This is a genomic window from Phenylobacterium hankyongense (assembly GCF_003254505.1).
Lineage (GTDB): Bacteria > Pseudomonadota > Alphaproteobacteria > Caulobacterales > Caulobacteraceae > Phenylobacterium > Phenylobacterium hankyongense.
Map to the genome: position 1 here is coordinate 35905 of NZ_QFYP01000001.1, position 22102 is coordinate 58006.

The following is a 22102-nucleotide window of genomic DNA, read 5'->3' on the forward strand; positions in this document are numbered from 1 at the left end:
TCCGTGGCCTCGGACATCAAGGCGCAATCAGGGACTAAATCAGGGGGCTCTTAAGTGCTTCGCATACACTCCGTCCAGTAACAGAACGATGGCTTTGCGTTTCTGTTCTGCAACAAGGTGGCGAAAAGGCGCCAGGCGCCCGGATCAGAGCGCCTCGTCGAGGCGGCGAACCTGACCTCTGCTAGGCGTCGTAGCCCGGCAATTCCCGATCCAGCCGGCGCAGCGAGCCCGGCCAGGCCAGCGCCCCGCCGATCCCGCGCGACACCTGGCTCCTGACCTCGTTTTGCGAGGCCTCGGGGGCGAGCAGCAGGTTCTCGCGACCGGCCGACAGCGCCATCACCTGCATCTTGCAGGCGCGCTCCAGGTAATACATGCCGATCCAGCAGTTGGCGGCGGTGTCGCCCACCGACAGCGTGCCGTGATTGCGCAGCAGCATCAGGTTCTTGGCGCCGATGTCGGCGACCAGGCGCTCGCGCTCGTCGAGGTTCAGGGCGATGCCCTCGTAGTCATGGTAGGCGACCTGCGGCATGACGATCAGCGCATGCTGCGACAGCGGCAGCAGGCCTTCCCTGTTCGCGGCCACCGCCACGCCGTGGTCGGTATGCAGGTGCATGACGAACCGGGCGTCCTCCCGGGCGTGGTGGATCGCCGAGTGGATGGTGAAGCCCGCCGGATTGATGAAATAGGGCGTCTCCTGGAGAATATTGCCTTCCAGGTCGATTTTCACCAGCGACGAGGCCGTCATCTCGTCGAACAGCATGCCGTAGGGGTTGATCAGGAAATGGTGCTCGGGTCCCGGGATGCGGGCCGAGATGTGGGTGTAGATCAGGTCGTCCCACCCGTGCAGGGCCACCAGCCGGTAGAGCGCGGCCAGGTCAACCCGCGCCTGCCACTCCTCGGCGCTCACCTTGCCCTTCAGCGAAGTCACGCCGGTCACCGATCCGTCCGCCATCGGGGTCTCCTGTTCCAGGATTATCGCCGTTAAGGGTCGCGCCGCGCACCGCCAGCGTCAAGCGCGCCGATGAGCCGGGTCGCCGCCTCGGCCGCGGCGGCCTGGCTGGCAGGGTCCGACGGGTCGAGCTCGATGCGGCCCAGCGTCGGACGGCCGGCCTTGCGGCGCGCGCGGTCGTAGGCCGGATCGTAGTGCAGTTCGACCAGCGCTTCGGCGAGTTCCGCGAAGGCCCCGGCGTCGGCCAGGGCCCGCCAGTTCTCCAGGCGCTTGCGGCTGGGATAGACGGGGAGCTGACCGAACGCCGTCTCCAGGGCCGCGCGGTCGCCGACGATGTCGCCATAGGCGGCCACCAGATAGCGGGCGCGCGCCGGCCGCGCGGCGGCGAGCTCGATGTGCGGCGCTTCGGCCAACCGCTTCCACAGCGCCGGCGGCACCATGCGGTCGCCGATCTTGCTGCTCTCGGCCTCCGCCACCACGACGCGCGCCGGATCGAGGCCGTCGAGGGCCGCGAGCAACCGGCTCTCGAACAGCTTCTGGCTGGGCTGGGCGCGACCGAGCCCGCCGAACAGCGAGCCCCGGTGCTCCGCCAGGCCTTCGAGGTCGAGGACCTGCAGGCCGCCCGCGCCGAGCCGCTGGAGGATCTCGGTCTTGCCGGCCCCGGTGTGGCCGTCGAGCAGCACGAAGCGCAGGGCGAGCTCGCCGTCGTAGAGCCGCGCCGTCACCTGCCGCCGATAGGTGCGGTAGCCGCCGCTCAGCACCGTCGTGCGCCAGCCCACCTGCGACAGGATGGTGGCCATGGCGTTGGACCGCATGCCGCCGCGCCAGCAGTAGACCAGGGGCGCGAACGACCCGTCGCGATCGGCCAGCGCCCCTTGCAGGTGCCGGGCGACGTTGCGCGCCACCAGGGCCGCGCCCACCCGCCGGGCCTTGAAGCGCGATTCCCGGACGTAGATCGTCCCCACCTCGGCCCGCTCGGCGTCGTCCAGCACCGGCAGGTTGACCGCGCCGGGCACGTGGTCCTCGGCGAACTCGCCGGGGCTGCGCACGTCGATGATCATGTCATGGCGCGCCAGGGCGGCGGCGCTCACGTCTTCGGTGAGCTGCAAGGTCATCGCGGTGCTATACCGCATCGCCGCTAAAACACCCCTGGAGAGCTCAATGCCCGACGCCGTGCGCCTCACCTCCCTCGCCCATGGCGGCGGCTGCGGCTGCAAGCTGGCGCCGGCGGTGCTGCGCGACATCATGAGCCGGATGCCGGCGGCGGCCGCGTTCTCCGACCTGATGGTGGGGACCGAGACCTCCGACGACGCCGCGGTCTGGCGGCTGAACGACAGCCAGGCGCTGATCGCCACCACCGACTTCTTCATGCCGGTGGTCGACGACCCCTTCGAGTTCGGACGGATCGCGGCGACCAACGCCCTGTCCGACGTCTATGCCATGGGCGGCGCGCCGATCCTGGCGCTGGCCATCGTCGGCATGCCGGTGGCCCAGCTCTCCCCCGACACCATCGGCGCGATCCTGGCAGGCGGCGCCTCGGTCTGCGCCGCGGCGGGGATCCCGGTGGCCGGCGGCCACTCCATCGACAGCGTCGAGCCGATCTACGGCCTGGTGGCGCTGGGGCTGGTGCATCCCGACAAGGTGCTGAAGAACAGCCGCGCACGCGCCGGCGACGTGCTGATCCTCACCAAGGCGCTGGGCGTCGGCGTGCTCAGCGCCGCGTTCAAGCAGGAACGGCTCGACCCGGCCGGCTATGCGGCGCTGATCGCCTCGACCACCCAGCTCAACGTGGTCGGCCGCGAGCTGCCGGACATCGACGGCGTCCATGCGGTCACCGACGTCACCGGTTTCGGCCTGCTGGGCCACACGCTCGAGATGTGCCGCGGCGCGGGCCTGACGGCGGAGATCAGGATCGAGGCCGCCGCCCTGCTGCCCGGCGTCGAGGCCCTGGCCCGCGCCGGGGTGCGCACCGGCGCCTCGACCCGCAACTGGGCCAGCTACGGCGAGGCGGTCGGCGCGCCGGCCGACCTTCCCGACTGGCGCCGCGACCTGCTCACCGACCCCCAGACCAGCGGCGGCCTGCTGATCGCGGTCGCCCAGGACCAGGCCGACGAGGTGCTGGCGCTGGCGCGGCGCCGCGGCTTCGACCACGCCCGCGTCGTCGGACGGCTGGTCGACGGCGCGCCGGAAGTGCGTCTGGTCTGACCCAAAGGAAAAGGGGCGGCCCGCCGGGCCGCCCCTTGAGGCTTTCTCGATCGCTCGCCGGCTTAGACCGGCATTTTCCGCTTGGTGAATTCGCGGCCGATGATGGCGACGTCTTCGCCGCCGCCGCCCGCTGCGACCACCATGGTGCCGTCCTTGATCTGCTGGATGACGTGGTTGTGGCCCGGCTCGACTTCGGCGGCGTTGAGGAACATGACCTTGTTGGTCTTGCACTGCGCCAGCACCCGGCCGCGCACGGCTTCCATGTTGGGGAGCGCCGAGACGTCCTCGATCACCTTGCCGCTGGCGTCACGGACCACCGGGTGGCCGGAGAGGCCGCCGTCTTCAACCCCGTGATAGCCGTTGAGCCACAGGTTGTGGTCGCCCGGGCCCCATTCCGCCATCGCCAGGCCGGGGATGGCCAGGGTCTGGGCGACGGTCTTGTCGGCGTAGGTGTCCTCGATCTTCACGCCGAACATGATCTCGCCCCGGGGGTTCAGCGGCCACAGGTCGGCGATGTGCTGATAGGTGCCGCCCGAGACGCCCCAGATGTCCGCCGCGTAGCTGGCGCTGTTGCCGCGGATGCCCTGCATCTTGACCTTCGGCGTGTTGGGGAAGTCCTGGAACGGATAGCGCGAGCCCATGTGCATGTAGGTCTCGATCGCCTTGGGATCGCGGGCGTGGCAGATGTGGATGCCCATGACGCCGGTGCAGAGGATCTGCTCGATCACCCAGGTGTTGGCCCGCGCATAGGCTTCGTCCAGGCCGATCACCGGCGGGCAGACGAACACCGTCGGCAGCCGGTGGCCTGAACGGGTGCCGCCGCCGTCCTTGAGGCCGCGCATGAACTCGCGCAGCTCCTTCAGGTCGAAGCAGCCATGCTCCATCTCGTAGTTGATCGCGTCCGCCCAGGTCTTGCACATCTTCTTGCCCTGTTCGTACGGATCGACGCCCGGGCCGACGCCGGCGCCGGTGTAGTAGATGGGCTGGCCGTCCTCCCACAGCTCGATGCACTTGTTCAGGCGCCGCGGCTTGTAGTTCAGGTCGACGGAGGACGGCTGCTTGCCGGAGTTGATCGGGCGGCTGCCGCGCGATTGCGCCATCGCCTGGGTCGCTGCGACGCCCGCGCCGAGCACGGCGCCGGCCAGCAGGAAGTCCCTTTTCTTGATGTCCATGACGTTTCCTTGTTTCCCCTAGAGATGAAAAAGGCCCGTCCGGTTGATCCCGGCGGGCCATTGAAGGTCGTTAGGTCTCCGGCAGGAGCAGGACGCCGGCGCAGTCGAGCGCAGTGATGAGCCATTTCTGCATGCAGTCCCCCAGCTTCAGGCGGCGCGTTTCGACCCAGAGGCGTGAGGAGGATCGGTCGATCCCTGGCCACGCTCGATCATGTATACAACATTGTTCGGAGAAATGCATTCCCCAACGTCGAGGGGGCGAATCCTCCGCCCGTCGGCGGGGCAAAGCGCCGTCGGGCCCGCCACGAGCCTCAATTCTGTATGCAATCGAAACGCAGGGCCGGATGCCCTGCCCGGCGCGCCTACTCGGCGCGCACCCGCGCCACGGCGTCGAGCCAGCGCGCGTAGGCCGCCTCGCGGCGATGAGCGTCCATCTTCGTCTGGAATCGCTCGGTGCCGGGACGCGAGGCCGCAGCCTCCTCCACGTCGCGGTAGACGCCGGCCCCGACGCCGGCGAACAGGGCCGCGCCCAGCGCCGTGGTCTCCTGGTAGGTCGCCCGGCAGACCGAGATGCCGGTCAGGTCGGACAGCCGCTGGCTGAACCAGGCGCTGCGCGACATGCCGCCGTCGATCCGCATCTCCACCCCGTTGTGGAAGGCGTCCGGCGCATCGGCGCGCATGGCTTCGAGCAGGTCGCGGGTCTGCAGGGCGCTGGCGTCAAACGCCGCCTGGGCGATCTCGGGCAGCCCGGCGTCGCGGGTCAGGCCGAACACCGCGCCGCGGGCGCCGGCGTCCCACCAGGGGGCGCCGAGGCCGGTGAAGGCCGGCACCAGCACCACCCCGTGGTCAGCGCGGGCGCTGGCCGCCAGCTGCTCGGCGCCGGTCGGCCCGCCGCCGACCTTCAGCCCCTCGTTCAGCCACTGGACGGCGGCGCCGGCGATGAAGATCGCGCCTTCCAGCGCATAGGTGGTTCGCCCGCCGACCCGCGCCGCCACCGTGGTCAGCAGCCGCGAGCGCGAGGGCGCCGGGGTCTCGCCGGTGTTCAGCAGCATGAAGCAGCCGGTGCCGTAGGTGGCCTTCATCTCGCCGGGGCGGATACAGCCCTGCCCCATCAGCGCCGCCTGCTGGTCGCCGGCCACGCCGCAGATCGGCACGGCGCGGCCGAGCAGCGCCGGCTCCGTCTCGCCGAACGCGCCGGCGCAGTCGCGGACCTCCGGCATCAGCCCCAGCGGGACCCGCAGCATCTCGCCCATCTCCGCCGACCAGGCCTGGGCGCGGATGTCGAACAGCAGGGTGCGCGAGGCGTTGGTGGCGTCGGTGGCGTGCACGCGCCCGCCGGTCAGCTTCCAGATCACCCAGCTGTCGATGGTGCCGGCCAGGAGCTCGCCGGCCTCGGCCCGGGCGCGGGCGCCGTCGACCCGGTCCAGCAGCCAGGCGATCTTGGCGCCGGAGAAATAGGGGTCCAGCAGCAGGCCGGTGATCTCGGTCACCCGCGCCTCGTGGCCCTCTCCGCGCAGGCGCTCGCAGGCGTCGGCCGTGCGGCGGTCCTGCCAGACGATGGCGCGGTGGATGGGCTTGCCGGTGGCCCTGTCCCAGACCACCACCGTCTCGCGCTGGTTGGTGATGCCGATGGCCGCGACGTCGTCGATCCCGCGCGCCGCCTTCTGCACGGCCTCGCGCAGCACCGCGACGCAGGCTTCGAAGATCTCGTCGGCGTCGTGCTCCACCCAGCCGTCGGCCGGGTAGAACTGCTGCAGCGGCCGGCCGGCCTCCGCCAGCGCCTGGCCCTTGGCGTCGAACAGGATGGCCCGTGTGCTGGTGGTCCCCTGGTCCAACGCCAGGATCAGCGGCTCGGCCATTCTCGCCCCCCTCTTTGACCTCTGACCTGTCCGTGCCCGGACATGGTCTACGGCCCTTAAACATGTTTTCACACGGACCTTGCAGACTGCTTAGGGCTTCGTTCGGACTAGGGAAATGGGGGATCCGGCTTGAGCCTCGCCGCGAGCAGCGACAGCCTTCTGGACCTCGCCAAGCGGCGGACGCCCGCCGACCGCGAGCGCCTGCTGCTGGCCATCGTCGACCTGTGCGACGCCGGCGAAGCCGCGCCGGCCCACGAGGTCGCCGCCGTGCAGGACCTGTTGTCCTCCATCTTCATGCAGCTGGTGGTCGAGGCGGAGCGCGACATCCGCCGCCGCCTGGCCGAGAAGCTGGCCGCCGCCGACTGGGCCCCGCCGGCCCTGGTCAACGTGCTGGCCCTCGATGAGATCGAGATCGCCCGGCCGATCATCGCCGCCAGTCCCGTGCTCAAGGAGCACAACCTCGTCCGCCTGCTGGTCGAGGCCACCATCGAGCACCAGATCGAGGTCGCCCGCCGGCCGAACCTCGGCGGCGTCGTGGTCGCCGCCATCCTGCGCCAGGCCGAACCGGCCGTGCTGACGGCGCTGGCCGGCAATCCGACCGCCGAGCTTACCGACGCCGACATGCGCCAGCTGGTGGCCGCGGCCCGCCGCGTGGCGGCGCTGCGCCTGCCGCTGTCGCGCCATCCGAAACTGACCTCCGACCTGGCGATGCAGCTCTACGTCTGGGTCGGTCAGGCGGTTCGCCACGCGCTGGCCGAGCGCTTCCGTCTCGACAGCCCAGCCCTTGAGAAGGCGCTGGCCGAGTCCCTGCGCGAGGCGCATGGCGCCGTGGCCACCGACTCCGAGGGCGTGGTGATCATCGCCCGGGACGGCGAGCGCGAGGAGATGGAGCGGCGGCTGATCGACAAGCTGCACGACGCCGGCCAGCTGCGCCCGGGCTACCTCCTGCGCGCCCTGCGCGAGGGGCGCCTGACCCTGTTCGCCACCGCGCTCGCCCGCCTCGGCCGCTTCGACACATCGCACGTGCGCCGCGCGCTGGATTCCGACCGGCCCGAACTGCTGGCCCTGGCCTGCGCCGCCGTCGGCATCGACCGCAGCGTCTTCCCGACCATCCTGCAATCCGTGCGTGAGCTGAACGCCGGTCGCCCCTCCGGCGGCGCAGAGGGCGCCCGCAGGGCCGCCGGCGCCTTCGGACCGGTCTCGCCGCTGGTGGCCGGCGCGGCCTTCCGCCAGGCGGCCGGCGCCGCCTGAAGGCGGGTTTGACAAGCCGCCGCGCTTGCCCGCTTTTGACGCGCCCATGTCCCAGCTTGAGCCCATCGCGACGCGCATCGCCTTCGTCGCCAGCGACCGCCCCGAGGCGCTGGAGGCGCGCGAGCGCCTGGCCGCCCGCTATGGCGACGCGCCGGAGGGGCAGGCGCAGGTCATCGTCGCGCTCGGCGGCGACGGCTTCATGCTCGAGACCCTGCACCGGCAGATCGAGACCGGCGCGCCGATCTACGGCATGAACCGCGGCTCGGTCGGCTTCCTGATGAACGAGTACAGCGAGGACGACCTGCTGGAGCGGATCGCCGCCGCCGAACGCGCCGTCATCCATCCGCTGCAGATGACCGCCGTCGACGTCCACGGCTTCATGCACAAGGCGCGCGCCATCAACGAGGTCTCGCTGCTGCGCCAGACGCGGCAGACCGCCAAGCTGCGCATCTCGATCGACAGCAAGGTGCGGCTGAGCGAGCTCTCCTGCGACGGCGCCCTGGTGGCGACGCCCGCCGGGTCGACCGCCTACAACCTCTCGGCCCACGGACCGATCATTCCCCTGGACGCCCGGGTCCTGGCGCTGACCCCGATCAGCGCCTTCCGCCCCCGCCGCTGGCGCGGTGCGCTGCTGGCGCACACGGCCCGGGTGACCTTCGAGATCCTCGAAGCCGACAAGCGGCCGGTCAGCGCCGTGGCCGACAATTTCGAGGTTCGCGACGTGCTGGAGGTGCATGTCGCCGAGGACCGCGACATCGCCCTGCGGATGCTGTTCGACGCCGGCCGCAGTCTCGAAGAACGCGTTCTGGCAGAGCAATTTTCCGCATAGATACCGGGAGTTGCAACTCTCACGCCTTGTTAACGGCTGGCCTTTACCTTCGCCTTAAGAGGCAGGAGGCCCCTTCGTGAGCCAGCAGAATTCCGGTCAGATGATCCAGGTGCCGAACACCCTTCGCCTGAAGGTTGGCGGCTCGGGCCGTATGGGCGCCATCGATCCCGCAGCCATCGCCAAGGCCGAGGCGGCGCTGAAGAGCCTGTCCGGCAACTTCGCCCAATGGCTGCAGGACGAGATCACCAAGCTCGAGGCCGCGCGCCAGCAGGTCCGCGCCGACGGCATGACGCAGGAGACCATGGAGTCCCTGTACCTTCGCAGCCATGACCTCAAGGGCCTGGGCACCACCTATGGCTTCCCGCTGATCACCCGCATCGCCGGCTCCCTGTGCCGGCTGATCGACGAGAAGGAAAAGCGCACCAGCGCGCCGATGCCGCTGGTCGACGCCCACATCGACGCCATCAAGGCCGCCGTCCGCGACGACATCAAGGACGTCGACCATCCGATCGGCAAGGTGCTGGTCCAGGAACTGGAAGCCCGGGTCGCCGAAACCGGCGCCTGAGGCCTCACATCACGTTTTCCAGCGGCTCCTCGACCACGCCGTAGCCGGCGTCGGGCGGCAGCACCAGCACGCGCCCGCGCTCGCGCGCCTGGACTTGCGGCTGGACGGTGACCAGCGTCCGGGCGGCGGCCCGCGCCACGGCGTCGTCAGCGCCTGAGGCCTCCGCCAGCAGTTGCAGGTTCATGCGGGTCGGGAAGATCACCTTGCGCTCGCCGGCCGCGGCCAGCCGCAGCGCCTCCCGCGGCTCGACCCACTCCGCATCCACGGTCTCACGGCCGTCGCAGGCCGCCAACTGGTCGTCGGGCGCCACCACCGCATAGAACCAGGTGTCGAAGCGCTTCGGCGTCAGCGGCGGCGTGATCCAGCGGGCGAACACCGTCAGCGCGTCCAGCTCCAGCTGCGCGTCGAGGTCGCGCACCACGTCCAGGAAGTGGGTCTCGCCGCGGTCGACGGCGGCCCGGACCTCCATCGGACAGGCCTCGCCGCCGATCGGCGCGCCGTTGCGCCGCCGGGCCAGCAGGATGCCCGCCTCTTCGAACACCTCGCGGATGGCGGCGATGCGCAGGGCCCGCTGGTCGCCGTCGAACGTCTCCCAGCCCAGCACGTGCTCGGCCCAGGCGGGGTCGTGGTCGCCGGCGTGGGTCTTGCCGCCCGGGAACACCAGGGCGCCGGACGCGAAGTCGATCTGATGATGGCGCTTGACCATCAGCACCTCGAAGGCGGGGTCATCGCGCAGCAGCAGGATGGTGGCGGCCGGCTTGATGTCGGCGGAGGCTGGGACGTCGCTCATGCCGCCAGCAAGTCAGGTCGGCGCGGTTCGTTCAACCCGCGCGTTGGCGCGCGTCAGGCGCTTTCGGCGGCCTGGAGGCTGTCGCGGGCCTCGCGGGAGACGCGGTCCATCTTGTCCAGCAGGTAGTCCACGTCGTCGCGGGTCGCCGAGTGCGGCTGGGTCAGGAACCGCTGCAGCAGCTTCTCCTGGAAGCGTTCGCGGTCGCGGGCGCCGCCGTCGAATTCCATGGAGTGGAAGGTGTCCACCGCCGCCCGGAAGGCCGGGAACACCCGCGCCGGCAGACCCGCCCGCTCGTAGATCGCCCGCAGGCCCAGCGGACCGGCGTCGTGGATCATCAGCCAGGTGCGGTGGTGCGGCACGCCGGCCAGTTCCGCCACCCCCCACTCGAAGAAGGTCATGTGGCCCTGCGCCAGCGCCCGCAGCAGCAGCGAGGGGGTCAGCCGCTTGCCCTGGTTCAGGTAGCTGACGAAGCCCTTAACGTCGGCGGTGCGGCCCGCCTGATCGACCAGGTCCACCGTCGCCCGCTCGGCGGAGCCGACGGCGATCTGCAGCGCGATCTCCGGCGACACCGCGTGATGGCTGATCAGGTGGTCGCGGACCTGCTCGCCGACCAGGGTGATCAGCCGCTCGCTGACCGACAGCGGCAGCACGGCGCGATAGGCCACCGCGGCCAGCACCTTCTCCGAGGTGTCGAACCGGTCGATCACGCGCTGGAGCGCCTTCTCGGCGAAGTCGGCGTTGTCGTTGGCGCAGGCGGTAATTAGCGCTCGCTCGCCGCCGGCCTCGGCCAGGGCCTCGGTGACCTTGCGCGACAGCTTCGGCCGCTTGGCGATGGCCAGCTGGCGCACCGGTCCGCCCAGCCGCACGATGTCGGCGAGGTCGTCGTCGGTGAAAGCCGGCGAGAAGCTGAGCATCGGCAGCGAGATGCTCTCGACGTCGCGGGCCAGCCGCAACGCCACCTCGCGCGGGACAAGCGGCGATTCCTTCAGGGTGACGGCAAGCGCGCGCCGCACCAGCTCGGCGGCGTCGCGGGCCATGATCCCGAGGATCTCGGCGGCCAGCTCGCGCTCCTGGTCGCTCAGCGGCAGGCGCTCGATGGAACGGCAGAGTTTCTGGGCCGCGGCCGCCCGCTCGTCGGGGGTGGCCCCTTTCACGAGCGTACGGATGTCCTCTTCCGTCAACGCCGCGCGCGTCGTCGCCATGTCCTGAGAATTCCCCCGCCCCTGCAGGACCGGAGTCCCACGAGTCGAGACTGCCATGGTTATGCTTAACGAGAGGTTGCCGGCCGAATCTGTTGATTAACCCTCGGGCGCTCCCGTCGGCCGGTAATGCTCCCCGTCCGGGCTCGCCTGGGCTAGCCTGGGGAAAACCCGGGAGGGGCGCGTGCTGCTGCAGGGCCTGAAGGTCGTCGAATTCGCCGCCTACATCGCCGCGCCGGGCGCGGCGGGCATCCTCGGCGACTGGGGCGCGGAGGTGATCAAGGTCGAGCGACCGGGCGGCGATTCCATGCGGCACGTGTTCGCCGACGTGAAGGGCGAGCTGGCCGGAAACCCCACCTTCGACCTCGACAACCGCGGCAAGCGCGGGATCGTGCTCGACATCTCCAAGCCGGAAGGCCGCGACGCCTTGGCGAAGCTGGCCGCCGACGCCGACGTCTTCATCACCAATGTCCGGCCCGCGTCCCTGAAGCGCGCCGGCCTCGACGACGCCAGCCTGCGCGCCGCCAATCCCCGGCTGATCTACTGCGTGGTCACCGGCTATGGCCTGGAAGGACCCGACGCCCACAAGCCGGGCTTCGACGTCACCGCCTTCTGGGCCCGCGCCGGGGTGGCGAACATGACGGCGCCGAAGGGGACCGATCCCTTCATGCTGCGCTCGGGCTTCGGCGACCACATCACCGCGCTCGCGACCGTCTCGGCGATCCTGGCGGGTCTCTACGAGCGCGAGCGCACCGGCGTGGGACGGCTGGTGCAGACCTCGCTGCTGGCCACCGGCGTCTACACCGTGGGATCCGACCTCGCCGTGCAGCTGAAGTTCGGCAAGCTCGCCTCCAACCGCGACCGGGCCCACCCGCTCAACCCGCTGGCCACCTTCTACAAGAGCGCCGAGGGCCGCTGGTTCGTGCACAACCCGCGCGGCGGGACCGGAGACTGGCCGACCTTCGCCGAGGTGGCCGGACGCCCGGACCTGCTCGACGATCCGCGCTTCAAGACCGGCCGCGATCGCCGCGAGAACAGCCCGCTGCTGGTCGCCGAGTTCGACGCCGCCTTCGGCGCGATGAGCTTCGAGGAGATCGCCGGCCGCCTCGACGCCGCGGACCTGGTCTGGTCGCCGGTGCAGACGCCCGCCGACGTCGCCGCCGACCCGCAGGTGGCCGCCGCCGGCGCCCTGGTGCAGGTCGAGGACGGCCAGGGCGGTACCTACGCCTCGCCGGCCGCGCCGGCCCGCTTCCCCGGCGCGGACGCCACCGTGCGCCCGCGCGCGCCGCTGCTGGGGGAACACACGCGCGAGGTGCTCGCTGAACTGGGCTACGGCCCGGGCGAGATCGAGGCCATGTTGGCGACAGGAGCGGCGGCCTAGCCGCCAGACGGACCCATGACCTATTGCCTTGGCGTTCTGCTGGCGGAGGGCTTGGTGCTGGCCTCCGATTCCCGGTCCAACGCCGGCGTCGACCAGATCGCCAGCGTGCGGAAGCTGAACCTGATGCCGCCCGCGACCGACCGGGTGATCGCCATCCAGTCCGCCGGCAACCTCGCCACCAGCCAGGCGGTGGTGACCAGCCTTCACGAGGCCTTCGGATCGGGCGACGGCGCGCGCGACCTGCGGCTCGCCAAGACCATGTTCGAGGTGGCCGGCATCGTCGGCGCCCGACTGCGCGAGGTCGTGGCCGCCGACGAGAAGTTCGTCGAGCCCTACGGTGACCCCAACGCCAGCTTCCTGGTCAGCGGCCAGATCCTCGGCGAGGCGCCGCGGCTGTTCCAGATCTACTCGGCCGGCAATTCCATCGAGGCCACGGTGCGCTCGCCCTTCCTGCAGATCGGCGAGACCAAATACGGCAAGCCCATCCTCGACCGGGTGCTCACCGCCAGCACGCCCCTGAACGAGACCGCCAGGCTCGTCCTGCTGTCCTTCGACGCGACGATGCGCAGCAACCTGTCCGTCGGTCTGCCGATCGACCTGCTGATCTATCGGGGCGACAGCTTCTCCACCGCCAACCTGGTCACGGTGGAGGACGGCGATCCGTACTGGAACACTCTGCGGCGCACCTATAGCCAAGGGCTCACGGCGCTGGTTTCGAGCCTTCCCCCGCCGCCGCCGGCCTGGGGCGCTTAGCTCTCGCTTCGCGAATCGGAGAGCAGGCGCAGCATCTCGGTCGTGAACAGCGAGCCCGCCAGCCGGGAGCCGACGCCGGCCTGGTCGGCGGGCTGCGAGCCGCGCAGGATCATCGACACCAGGGCGTCCTGCTCGCGCATGCGGTCGGCGCGGCGGGCCGAGGCGTACTGGATGAAGGCGCCGTCGTCATTGGCCGGGACGTCCGCGGACTCCACCGGCGCGCCGGCCCCGGCGGTCTTGGTGAGGTTCGCATAGACCTCGGCCACCGAAGCCGCCCGGCCGTCCCGGTAGAAGATCGACTTGTTGGCCCGCGCCGCGTCCGGGAACAGGTGCGCCGCCGTGGCCGCCGGGCTGGCCTGCACCGCCTCGATCAGCTTCGCCGAGCCCTGCGGCCCCAGGAAGTGCGCCGCGTAGAGCTCGCCGGCCGTCGGGGGGCGTCCCACCCGGCCCTTCAGGTAGGCGGCGTGGTCGGAGGCCAGTTCGCCGGCCATCAGCGAGGCGGCGTGCGGGTCGAGCCGCAGGTCCATGACCGCCTTGCGCGCCTCATCGCCGGTGACGTGATAGCGGCCGTCGCCGCCCTTGCTGATCAGCTCGGCGTAGCGAGCGTAGCCGTACTTCGAGCCGTGCTGTTTCAGGGTCGAGAGCCAGGTCTGCTCCACGAACTGGAAGAGGCCGGCGGCGGACGACGTGCCGGCCTTGGCGCCGGGGTTCATGCCGCTTTCGCGCCCGGCGGTCTTCATCAGGAACGAGAAATCCACGCCCGTGGCCTGGCTGGCGCGCTGGATCGCCGCCTCCACCACCCCACGGATTCCCTCGATCGCCATGCCTGACTCCTGGGCCAGCATGGTTAACGGGCCGCTAACCATGCCGCGAAGGTCGCCTCGGGTGGTCGTGAGGGTCCTTACAGGAGGACTTGCCAGCGGAGTTCACCCATGTAATTTATTACGCATGTGAACCACAGGAGCGCGCCGTGATCCTCCGTCAGTCCCTGCCCGTCGCACCCGCCCCGCATCGCCACCGCCTTCCGCCCCATTTCCGCATGGCGGTGGGCGTCTCGGTCGCCCTGCATCTCGCGGCCGGCTCCTATGTCGTCTACATGAAGTTCAACTCGCCGCCGCAGCTTCCGCCACCGGCGGAGCGCATCATCCAGGTCCCGATCATCGACTGGCCGGCGAAGCCGCCGGAGGCGCCGCCGGTCGCCAAGCCGGTGACGCCGCTTCATCCGCCGATCCAGCGCAACCTGCCGATTCCCGAGCCGGTCCCGGTGGCGCCGATCGACAGGCTCACGCCCCCGGCCATCGAGCCGGTCCGGACCCTGGACCCGCCGCCACCTCCTCCGGAGGCCGCGCCGAGCGCGCACAGCGTCATCCAGCCCACCTGGCTGCGCAAACCCAGCGCCGAGGACATGGCCCGCTACTACCCCGAGCGCGCCCAGCGCCGCGGCCTCGTGGGCGCCGCCACCCTCGCCTGCTCGGTCACCGCGGCGGGCCAGGTGCGGGACTGCCGCGTCGCCGCGGAGACCCCGGCCAACGAGGGCTTCGGCGACGCCGCCCTGAAGCTCGCCCGGTTCTTCCGCATGAGCCCGCAGACCCTGGACGGTCGGCCGGTCGACGGCGGCGTGGTCAACATCCCGATCCGCTTCAACCTGGCGGGCTAGTAGCTCTTCGGCAGCTTCAGCACGCGTTCGGCGATGTAGTTGAAGACCATCTCGCGGCTGATCGGCGCGAGCCGGGCGATCATCGACTCGCGGAAGTAGCGCTCGACGTCGAATTCCTTGGCGTAGCCCATGCCGCCGTGGGTCAGCACCGCGGTCTCGCAGGCGTTGAAACCGGCCTCGCCGCCGAGGTACTTCGCGGCGTTGGCCTCCGCCCCGCACTCCCGGCCGGCGTCGAACAGGGCCGCGGCCTTGAAGGCCATCAGGTTGGCGGCTTCCAGCTCCGCCCAGGCCTTGGCGAGCGGATGGGCCACGCCCTGGTTCTGGCCGATCGGCCGGCCGAACACCACGCGTTCCCGGGCGTAGGCCGCGGCCCGCTTCAGCGCCGCCCGGCCGAGGCCCACGGCCTCCGCCCCGAACAGCACCCGCTCGGGGTTCAGCCCCTCCAGCAGGTAGTAGAAGCCCCGCCCTTCCTCGCCCACCAGGTCGTCGGCCGGGACCGGCAGGTTGTCGATGAAGACGCTGTTCGACTCCACCGCCTTGCGGCCCATCTTCGGGATCGGAGTGGCCTGGATCCGGCTGCGGTCGAAGTCGGTGTAGAACAGGCTGAGGCCCTCGGTGGACTTCTTCACCTGGTCGCGCGGCGTGGTGCGGGCGATGATCAGGATCTTGTTGGCCCGCTGGGCCGAGGTGGTCCACACCTTCCGCCCGTGGATGAGATAGCCGTCGTTGGTGCGCTCGGCGCGGGTGGTCAGGCTGGTGGTGTCGAGGCCCGCGTCCGGCTCGGTGATGCCGATGCAGAGCTTGTCTTCGCCCGAGATCAGCCGGGGGATCAGCCGCTTCTTCTGGTCCTCGGTCCCGAACTTCGCCAGCGGCATGGGGCCGAAGATGTTCAGGTGCAGGGCGCTGGCGCCGGTGAACCCCGCCCCGGACTCGGTCACCGCCTGCATGGCGATCGCCGCCTCGGTCAGCCCCAGGCCCGAGCCGCCCAGCGCCACCGGCATCGCCGCGCCCAGCCAGCCCGCTTCGGCCATCGCGGCGACGAAGTCCTCCGGGAACCGGCCGCTCTCGTCGGTTCGCCGCCAGTAGTCGGCGTCGAAGCGCGAACAGAGCCGCAGCACGCCCTCGCGGATCGCCTCCTGCTCGTCGGTGAACCAGAAGCCGTTCATGCGCCCCCCCGAAACCGCGCAGGGTCCAGCCTGCCGGCATAGGGGCCAAGCTCACGCCCGGTCACGCAAGCGGCGATGGTCTGCGCCACCAGCGGCGCCAGCAGCCAGCCGTTGCGCCGCGCGCCCGTCGCCAGAAGCACGCCGGGCGTCGCGCTCGCGCCCACCAGCGGCAGGCCGTCCGGCGTCGCCGCCCGCACCCCGGCGAACAGCTCGTGCGGCGCGCCCGCGACCGCCGGGAACAGCCGCGCGCCGGCCGCGGCCAGCGGCTCGACCTTGGCGGGGTCGATCGCCGGGTCCGCCACGCCCGGCTCCATGGTCGCGCCGATCGCCAGCCCGCCCTCGGCCGGCACGGCGTAGACGCCCTCGCCGCGCACCGTCACGCCGCCGCCCCTTGGCGCGGCGATCCGCAGGATGTGGCCCTTGATCGGCGTCAGCACCGCCAACTCCGGCGCCAGGTCGGCGAGGCCTTGGGCCGCGCCGGTGGCGATCACCAGGATGTCCGCCGCCCCGCGGTCGGCGACGGCCTCCCGGCGGAACGCGACGCCCGCGGCGGCCGCCGCCAATCTCAGCGCCGCGAGCCCCGCGCGAGGGTCCAGCCGCCAGTCCTCGCGGCTGAGCAGCATGGCCTCGAGCGCACCCGACAGGCCGGGCGCCAGGTCCTCGGCGGTCGTGCGCGGGAGTTCGGTGGGATGCAGCCCGAGGCGCGTCACGCCGGCCGCCACCTCGGCGATCCACGCGCCCCGCCCGGCGGCCAGGGCGCCCGCCCGGTCGAGCCTCACGCCGGACCGCGCCTCCAGGGCCGGCCAGAGGTCGCGCGCGGCCAGCAACAGGTCGAAGTGCGCCGCCGCCTCCGCATCGAGCACCGCCTCGAACACCGGCGCCAGCATGCCGGCCGCCACGCCGGAGGCGTTGGCGAAGGGTTCGGCCGGATCCCAGACCGTGACCTCGCAGCCCGCATCGGCCAGCGCCAGGGCGCAGCTCAGCCCCAGCGCGCCCGCCCCCGCCACCGTCACCTTCGCCGCGCTTTGCATGCGCCTAACGAGCGGTCCGGACAGCGAAAATCAAGAGGAACCGGCTCAGACCACGCGGGTTCAATGGCCAGTCGGGGCGATCCTGCCCTATCCGAACACGGAGAGCGACCATGGCCACAGCCACTACCTCGAGCGGCGGCAAGAAGAGCGCCTCGACGAAATCCGCCGCCAAAAGGGCGCCTGCGAAGAAGACCGCCGCCTCCGCCGCCCGCGCGCAAGACGCCGTCGCCCTGCTGAAGGCCGACCACCGCGCGGTCGAAAAGCTGTTCAGCCAGTTCGAACAGGCCAAGGACGACGACCGCAAGGGGCAGATCGCCGCCCAGATCTGCATGGAGCTGCGCGTCCATACCCAGATCGAGGAGGAGATCTTCTACCCCACGAGCCGCGAATTCCTGAAGGACGACGACATCGTCGACGAGGCGGTGGTCGAGCATGCCGCCGCCAAGGACCTGATCGCCGAGATCGAGGCCATGCAGCCCGGCGAAGACCTCTTCGACGCCAAGGTCACCGTGTTGCAGGAGCAGATCGAGCACCACGTCGAGGAGGAGGAAAAGGAATTCTTCCCGCAGGTCCAGAAGACCGACATGGACCTGAAAGCCATCGGCCAGCAGATGAAGGCCCGCAAGGATGAGCTGATGGCGCAGATAGATGGTGGCCAAGGCCGCGCCGTCCAGTAGGCCGACCGGGCGGATGGCCGAAGCCCTCGATCCGCCCTGCCGCCAGCGGTGGACGAACCGGCGACGTTCGTCCGCCGCGAGGCGTGCGGCCGTCACCGCCATATCGCCGCTTCGGTCGCGCCGCGAGCAGTTCGGCGACGTCGGCGCCGCCTAGGCTTGGCCGTCGTTCGCCTCTAGGCTCGTCATGTCGCCGCCAGGCCGCAGGTGAAAAATGATCCCCTCCGTCAAGGTGCGTTACGAGGACCGCCATGGCGGCCGCGTGGCCTTCGTCTGCATCGACCGGCCGGAGAAGCTCAACAGCCTCTCGGCGGAGATCATGCGCGCCTTCACCGACCTGTTCCACGGCCTGGCCGCCGACCTCCACCTGCGCGCCGTCGTGCTGACCGGCGCGGGATCAAAGGCCTTCATCGGCGGCGCCGACATCCAGGAGATGGCCGCGCTTTCCGGACCGGCCGAAGCGCGGGCCTTCATCGCCCTGGTGCACGGCTGCTGCCGCGCGATCCGCGCCGTTCCGGTCCCGGTGATCGCCCGGATCAACGGCTTCTGCCTCGGCGCCGGCCTGGAGGTGGCCGCGTCCTGTGACCTGCGCCTGGCCGCCGACACCGCGGTGTTCGGGATGCCCGAGGTCAAGCTCGGCCTGCCGTCGGTGGTGGAGGCCGCGCTCCTGCCGTCGCTGATCGGCTGGGGCCGCGCGCGGCGCATCCTCTACACCGGCGAGACCTTCGGAGCGGCCGAGGCCCTGGCCTGGGGCCTGGTGGAGGAGGTGCACGCGCAGGCGCTGATGGACGCCGCCGTCGAGGACCTGATCGACAAGCTGCTGGACGCCGAACCGCGCGCCGTCCAGCTGCAGAAGGCGCTGATGCAGCGCTGGGAGGAACTCCCTGTCTCCGGCGCGATCCAGGCCGGGATCGAAGCCTTCGAGGACGCCTGGACGACCGACGAGCCGTCGCGCGCCATGGCCGCCTTCCTGGCTCGCCGGCAGTCGGCCAAGAAGTCCGGGCGCTGAGGGGCGCTGGCTAGGTCTTGCCGCTGGCCACTGCGGCGGTGTCCGGTTCGTGCAGGTAGAGCCGCCGCACGATCACCAGCAGGACCACCGCCAGCGGCGTGGCGAACACCACGCCGAGCGCCCCGAACAGCAATCCGAACGCCAGAACCGAGAACAGGGTGAGCGCCGGCGGCACCGAAACCACGCGCCGCTGGATCAGCGGGATCAGGACGTGACCTTCGAACTGGTGGACGGAGACGTAGAACAGCAGCGTCCAGGCGACCGTCTGCGGTCCGAGCGTGACCGCCAGCAGCAGCGCGGGCAGGGCCGACACCGCCGCCCCGACGATCGGCACGAACTCCGCAATCCCGCTCAACAGGCCCAGCGCCAGCGGCGCGGGCAGGCCCAGCAGGACGGCGCCGATGGCGGTCAGGACGCCCATGGTCAGCATGGCGAGGCCGGTGCCCACCAGCCATCGGCGCAGCGCCACCCCGATATCCTCGACCGTGTGGGTGACCGCCTCTCGCGCGGCGGACGGAACCAGCTTGAGGAGGTTGCCGACATAGAGCTGCGGCTGGGCGGCGAAATAGACTCCCGCGACCACCACCACCACGCACTCCGCGATCGCGCCCAGGCCAGATCCGGTGATCCGGCCGATACGGCTGGCGATCGGCCCAAAACCGGCCATGCTGAGGCCGCTGGCCTGATGCAGCCGGTCGAGCAGCCACTGGCCGACTTCATAGGTCGAGATCTGCCGCTGAGCGGCCGCCCAGGCCGCGGGCAAGGCGTGTTGCAACTGGGTCAGTTGCAGAGAAACCTGCGCGCCCACGAACCAGGCCACCCCGGCGATCAGGACGATCAGGGCCGCCACCGTGACGCCCAGCGACCAGCCCGCGTCCAGCGGCGTGCGCCTGCGGATCGGATCGGCCAGCGCTGTCAGGAGCACCGCGACCAGCGACGCGCCGAACGCCAGCAGGAAGACGTGCAACCAGCGCAGCAGGATCAGCGCCAACGCCGCCACCGCCACGGCGATCAGCAGCTTATGGACGTACGGGACGAGGTCTTCGGAGCGCGGGGCGCTGGGTCGCGGCGGCATGTCCCGAGCCTCGCCCTTGTCTCGCGCCTTCACAATGCCAAATGCGTTTCGCCCCAGCCCTGATGCCATTCCGGCTCGCCGGCGTAGCGCTTGGCCAGGAAGTCGACGAACACCCGCACCTTGGCGGCGAGGTGGCGAGCATGCGGATAGACGGCGTGGACGTGGATCAGCTCCGGCTCGAAATTGCACAGCAGCGGCACCAGCCGCCCGGCGCGCAGGTCCGCGGAGGCGGCGAACGCCGGCGTGCGGGTGATGCCGAAGCCTGACCGCGCCGCCGCCACGCAGGCGTCCGCGCCGCTGAACCGCAGCCGGCCATGCACCCTAACGTCGCGGTAGTCGCCATGCCGCCCGAACCGCCAGACGAGCGGATCGGGAAGGTTGGTGTCGATGACCGCCTCGTGCTGCGAGATGTCCTCCAGGGCCTGCGGAACCCCGGCCCGCTGCAGGTAGCTCGGCGAGGCGCAGGTCACCATGCGCACGGCGGCCAGCTTGCGCGCGACCAGCGAAGAGTCCGAGAGCTGGCCGATCCGCACCGCCACGTCGAAGCCCTCCTCCACCAGGTTGACCATCCGGTCGGTGGCGGAGACGTCCATCGACACGTCCGGATAGGCGGCGGCGAAGTCCAGCAGGGCCGGCGTCAGCTGGGTGGCGCCGAACGACACGGGCGCCGAGATCTTCAGCAGGCCGCGCGGTCCCGTCTGGTCGCGCACCGAGGTGTCCAGAGCCTCGAAGTCCTCGAGCAGCAGCCGGGCCCGTTCCAGATAGGCGCGGCCGGTGTCGGTCAGCGAGACGTCCCGCGTCGTGCGGTTCAGCAGGCGCGCGCCCAGCCGGTTCTCCAGCCGCGCCACCAGCTTCGAGACCTGGGCGCTGGACACCCCCAGGCGCTTGGCGCCTTGCGTGAAGCTGCGGGCGTCGGCGACCGCGGCGAAGGCGCTCATCTCGTCAAAGCGGTCCATGGGACTGTTTCCTATTCAGAACTATATTGGTTCTGCATGGCCTGATTATCAACTGCGCGGACGGGACCATCTTAGCCGGGCAATCACCCGTAGGAGGGATACCCCATGTCTCAACCCCGTACCGTCGCCGTCGTCGTCGGCAGTCTTCGCAAGGACTCCGTTAGCCGCAAGGTCGCCAAGGCGTTCGCCGCGCTGGCCCCGAAGAACCTGAAGTTCGACTTCGTCGAGATCGGCGACCTGCCGCACTTCGACCAGGACCTGGAGTCCGATCCGCCGGCCCAGTGGACCGCCTTCCGCAATCGCGTGTCGGCCGCCGACGCCGTGCTGTTCGTCACGCCCGAGTACAACCGCTCGGTCCCCGGCGTCCTGAAGAACGCCATCGACGTCGGTTCGCGCCCCTATGGGGCCAGCGCCTGGAACGCCAAGCCCGGGGCGGTGATCAGCGTCTCGCCCGGCGGCATCGGCGGCTTCGGCGCCAACCACCACCTGCGCCAGTCGCTGGCCTTCCTGAACGTGCCCCTGCTCAGCCAGGAAGCCTATGTCGGCAACGCCTTCGCGCTGTTCGACGAGACCGGCGAGCTGGTGAACGAGTCTACCACCGAATTCCTGCGCGGCTATGCTCACGCGTTCGCCGAGTGGGTCGAACGCATCGCGGGCGACACGGTGGAGCGCAAGGCGGCCTAGGAGGTCCTGTCCATGACCCTTCCGACCTACTTCATCCCGCACGGGGCGGGTCCCTGCTTCTTCATGCCGTGGACCCGCGGCCCCGCCGACACCTGGGACAAGACGGCGGCCTGGCTGAAGGGCCTGGTCGCCACCCTGCCCGAGCGTCCCAAGGCCATCCTCATCGTCTCCGGCCACTGGGAGGAGCCGGCGTTCACCGTCGGCGCCTCCCCCGCGCCGCCCTTGATCTTCGACTACTTCGGGTTCCCGCCCGAGACCTACCGCCTGACCTTCGACGCGCCGGGCTCGCCCGAGCTGGCGCATCGGGTGCGCGACCTGCTGGCGGCCGCCGGCCTGCCGGCTGCGGAGGACCCCGACCGCGGCTACGACCACGGGGTGTTCGTGCCCCTGAAGCTGGTGACGCCGGACGCCGACATCCCGGTCGTGCAGCTGTCGCTGAAGGCCGGCCTCGACCCGGCCGAGCATCTGGCCGCCGGCCGGGCGCTGGCCCCGCTGCGCGACGAAGGCGTGCTGATCGTCGGCTCCGGGATGAGCTGGCACAACATGCGCGGCTTCTCGCCGGCGTTCACGGCGAAGTCGGAGGCCTTCGACAGCTGGCTGTCCGAGGCCCTGGCCGACCCGACCCGGCGCGAGGAGGCCGTCCGCCACTGGTCGCAGGGCCCTTACGCCCGTGAAGCCCACCCGCGGGAGGAGCACCTCGCGCCGCTGTTCGTGGCGGCCGGCGCCGCCGAGGGCGAACCGGGCCGGCACGCCTTCCGCGACGTGGCCATGGACGTGGTGATCTCGGGCTACGAGTTCGGCGCGCCGGTGACGGCGAACGCCTGATCCCGCTCTCCTGCGAGCGGCCGGAGGTCTTCCTGGCGGCGTCTCACACACCCGCCGTCGGGAAGGCCTCCG

Annotated in this window: 22 protein-coding genes; 11 read left to right on the plus strand and 11 right to left on the minus strand. The window is 70.9% G+C overall.

Annotated features, from left to right (window positions below; translation table 11 throughout):
* Positions 1-181: 181 nt before the first annotated feature.
* Both DJ021_RS00170 and mnmH read right to left on the minus strand, forming a co-directional pair.
* Positions 182-952, minus strand: a complete 771-nt coding sequence (locus DJ021_RS00170; RefSeq protein WP_111455606.1) for a class II aldolase/adducin family protein — start codon at positions 950-952, stop codon at positions 182-184.
* Between the two features lie 29 nt (positions 953-981).
* On the minus strand, positions 982-2082 hold the full coding sequence (gene mnmH, locus DJ021_RS00175; RefSeq protein WP_243625863.1) for a tRNA 2-selenouridine(34) synthase MnmH: 1101 nt from the start codon (positions 2080-2082) through the stop codon (positions 982-984).
* A 28-nt stretch (positions 2083-2110) separates the two neighbouring features.
* On the opposite strand from mnmH, the gene selD reads away from it, so the two are divergent.
* On the plus strand, positions 2111-3154 hold the full coding sequence (gene selD / locus DJ021_RS00180) for a selenide, water dikinase SelD (RefSeq protein WP_111455608.1): 1044 nt from the start codon (positions 2111-2113) through the stop codon (positions 3152-3154).
* 62 nt (positions 3155-3216) lie between these two features.
* Here the strand turns inward: selD and DJ021_RS00185 are convergent, their stop codons facing one another.
* Together DJ021_RS00185 and glpK are read right to left on the minus strand one after the other, a co-directional pair.
* Positions 3217-4326: a hypothetical protein gene (locus DJ021_RS00185; RefSeq protein ID WP_111455609.1), complete on the minus strand. Its 1110-nt coding sequence runs from the start codon at positions 4324-4326 to the stop codon at positions 3217-3219.
* A gap of 362 nt (positions 4327-4688) precedes the next feature.
* Positions 4689-6185 (minus strand): glycerol kinase GlpK, encoded by a 1497-nt coding sequence (gene glpK / locus DJ021_RS00190; protein WP_111455610.1) that lies wholly within the window; start codon positions 6183-6185, stop codon positions 4689-4691.
* Between the two features lie 129 nt (positions 6186-6314).
* On the opposite strand from glpK, the gene DJ021_RS00195 reads away from it, so the two are divergent.
* The 3 genes from DJ021_RS00195 to DJ021_RS00205 all read left to right on the plus strand — a co-directional run bounded on the left by DJ021_RS00195 (position 6315) and on the right by DJ021_RS00205 (position 8830).
* Entirely contained in the window at positions 6315-7436 is a 1122-nt protein-coding gene (locus DJ021_RS00195; protein WP_243625864.1) for a DUF2336 domain-containing protein, read from the plus strand.
* A gap of 46 nt (positions 7437-7482) precedes the next feature.
* Positions 7483-8265, plus strand: coding sequence for an NAD kinase (locus DJ021_RS00200; protein ID WP_111455611.1), 783 nt, complete (start codon positions 7483-7485; stop codon positions 8263-8265).
* A gap of 100 nt (positions 8266-8365) precedes the next feature.
* A complete protein-coding gene (locus DJ021_RS00205) occupies positions 8366-8830 on the plus strand; it encodes an Hpt domain-containing protein (RefSeq protein ID WP_111455612.1) in 465 nt (154 codons plus the stop codon).
* 4 nt (positions 8831-8834) lie between these two features.
* Here the strand turns inward: DJ021_RS00205 and DJ021_RS00210 are convergent, their stop codons facing one another.
* Positions 8835-9620: an NUDIX hydrolase gene (locus DJ021_RS00210; RefSeq protein WP_111455613.1), complete on the minus strand. Its 786-nt coding sequence runs from the start codon at positions 9618-9620 to the stop codon at positions 8835-8837.
* A 53-nt stretch (positions 9621-9673) separates the two neighbouring features.
* Complete coding sequence (gene spbR, locus DJ021_RS00215) at positions 9674-10822, minus strand: SpbR family protein (RefSeq protein WP_111455614.1); 1149 nt, start codon at positions 10820-10822, stop codon at positions 9674-9676.
* 181 nt (positions 10823-11003) lie between these two features.
* Here spbR and DJ021_RS00220 point away from each other — a divergent pair, with 181 nt between their 5' ends.
* Together DJ021_RS00220 and DJ021_RS00225 are read left to right on the plus strand one after the other, a co-directional pair.
* Positions 11004-12200 (plus strand): CaiB/BaiF CoA transferase family protein, encoded by a 1197-nt coding sequence (locus DJ021_RS00220; protein ID WP_111455615.1) that lies wholly within the window; start codon positions 11004-11006, stop codon positions 12198-12200.
* A 15-nt stretch (positions 12201-12215) separates the two neighbouring features.
* Entirely contained in the window at positions 12216-12953 is a 738-nt protein-coding gene (locus tag DJ021_RS00225; RefSeq protein ID WP_111455616.1) for a proteasome-type protease, read from the plus strand.
* Here DJ021_RS00225 and DJ021_RS00230 read toward each other — a convergent pair.
* Positions 12950-13777, minus strand: coding sequence for a transglycosylase SLT domain-containing protein (locus DJ021_RS00230; protein WP_111458910.1), 828 nt, complete (start codon positions 13775-13777; stop codon positions 12950-12952). The genes DJ021_RS00225 and DJ021_RS00230 overlap by 4 nt on opposite strands.
* A 146-nt stretch (positions 13778-13923) precedes the next feature.
* Between DJ021_RS00230 and DJ021_RS00235 the strand changes: the two genes are divergently transcribed.
* Complete coding sequence (locus tag DJ021_RS00235) at positions 13924-14610, plus strand: energy transducer TonB (protein WP_243625865.1); 687 nt, start codon at positions 13924-13926, stop codon at positions 14608-14610.
* Here DJ021_RS00235 and DJ021_RS00240 read toward each other — a convergent pair.
* Together DJ021_RS00240 and DJ021_RS00245 are read right to left on the minus strand one after the other, a co-directional pair.
* Positions 14607-15776: an acyl-CoA dehydrogenase family protein gene (locus DJ021_RS00240; protein ID WP_111455618.1), complete on the minus strand. Its 1170-nt coding sequence runs from the start codon at positions 15774-15776 to the stop codon at positions 14607-14609. The genes DJ021_RS00235 and DJ021_RS00240 overlap by 4 nt on opposite strands.
* Positions 15773-16807, minus strand: a complete 1035-nt coding sequence (locus DJ021_RS00245; RefSeq protein ID WP_111455619.1) for an NAD(P)/FAD-dependent oxidoreductase — start codon at positions 16805-16807, stop codon at positions 15773-15775. Before DJ021_RS00245 ends, DJ021_RS00240 begins: the two co-directional genes overlap by 4 nt.
* A gap of 110 nt (positions 16808-16917) precedes the next feature.
* Here DJ021_RS00245 and DJ021_RS00250 point away from each other — a divergent pair, with 110 nt between their 5' ends.
* Positions 16918-17484: a hemerythrin domain-containing protein gene (locus DJ021_RS00250; RefSeq protein WP_111455620.1), complete on the plus strand. Its 567-nt coding sequence runs from the start codon at positions 16918-16920 to the stop codon at positions 17482-17484.
* 211 nt (positions 17485-17695) lie between these two features.
* Entirely contained in the window at positions 17696-18490 is a 795-nt protein-coding gene (locus DJ021_RS00255) for an enoyl-CoA hydratase (protein ID WP_111455621.1), read from the plus strand.
* Between the two features lie 10 nt (positions 18491-18500).
* On the opposite strand, the gene DJ021_RS00260 is transcribed toward DJ021_RS00255, so the two are convergent.
* Both DJ021_RS00260 and DJ021_RS00265 read right to left on the minus strand, forming a co-directional pair.
* Positions 18501-19565, minus strand: a complete 1065-nt coding sequence (locus DJ021_RS00260) for an AI-2E family transporter (RefSeq protein WP_165837059.1) — start codon at positions 19563-19565, stop codon at positions 18501-18503.
* A gap of 29 nt (positions 19566-19594) precedes the next feature.
* Complete coding sequence (locus DJ021_RS00265) at positions 19595-20521, minus strand: LysR family transcriptional regulator (protein ID WP_111455623.1); 927 nt, start codon at positions 20519-20521, stop codon at positions 19595-19597.
* A gap of 105 nt (positions 20522-20626) precedes the next feature.
* Between DJ021_RS00265 and DJ021_RS00270 the strand changes: the two genes are divergently transcribed.
* Together DJ021_RS00270 and DJ021_RS00275 are read left to right on the plus strand one after the other, a co-directional pair.
* Complete coding sequence (locus DJ021_RS00270) at positions 20627-21205, plus strand: NADPH-dependent FMN reductase (RefSeq protein WP_111455624.1); 579 nt, start codon at positions 20627-20629, stop codon at positions 21203-21205.
* A 12-nt stretch (positions 21206-21217) separates the two neighbouring features.
* The gene (locus tag DJ021_RS00275) at positions 21218-22030 is read left to right on the plus strand and encodes a DODA-type extradiol aromatic ring-opening family dioxygenase (protein ID WP_111455625.1); all 813 of its coding nucleotides are present in this window, start codon (positions 21218-21220) and stop codon (positions 22028-22030) included.
* The last annotated feature ends 72 nt before the right edge of the window (positions 22031-22102 follow it).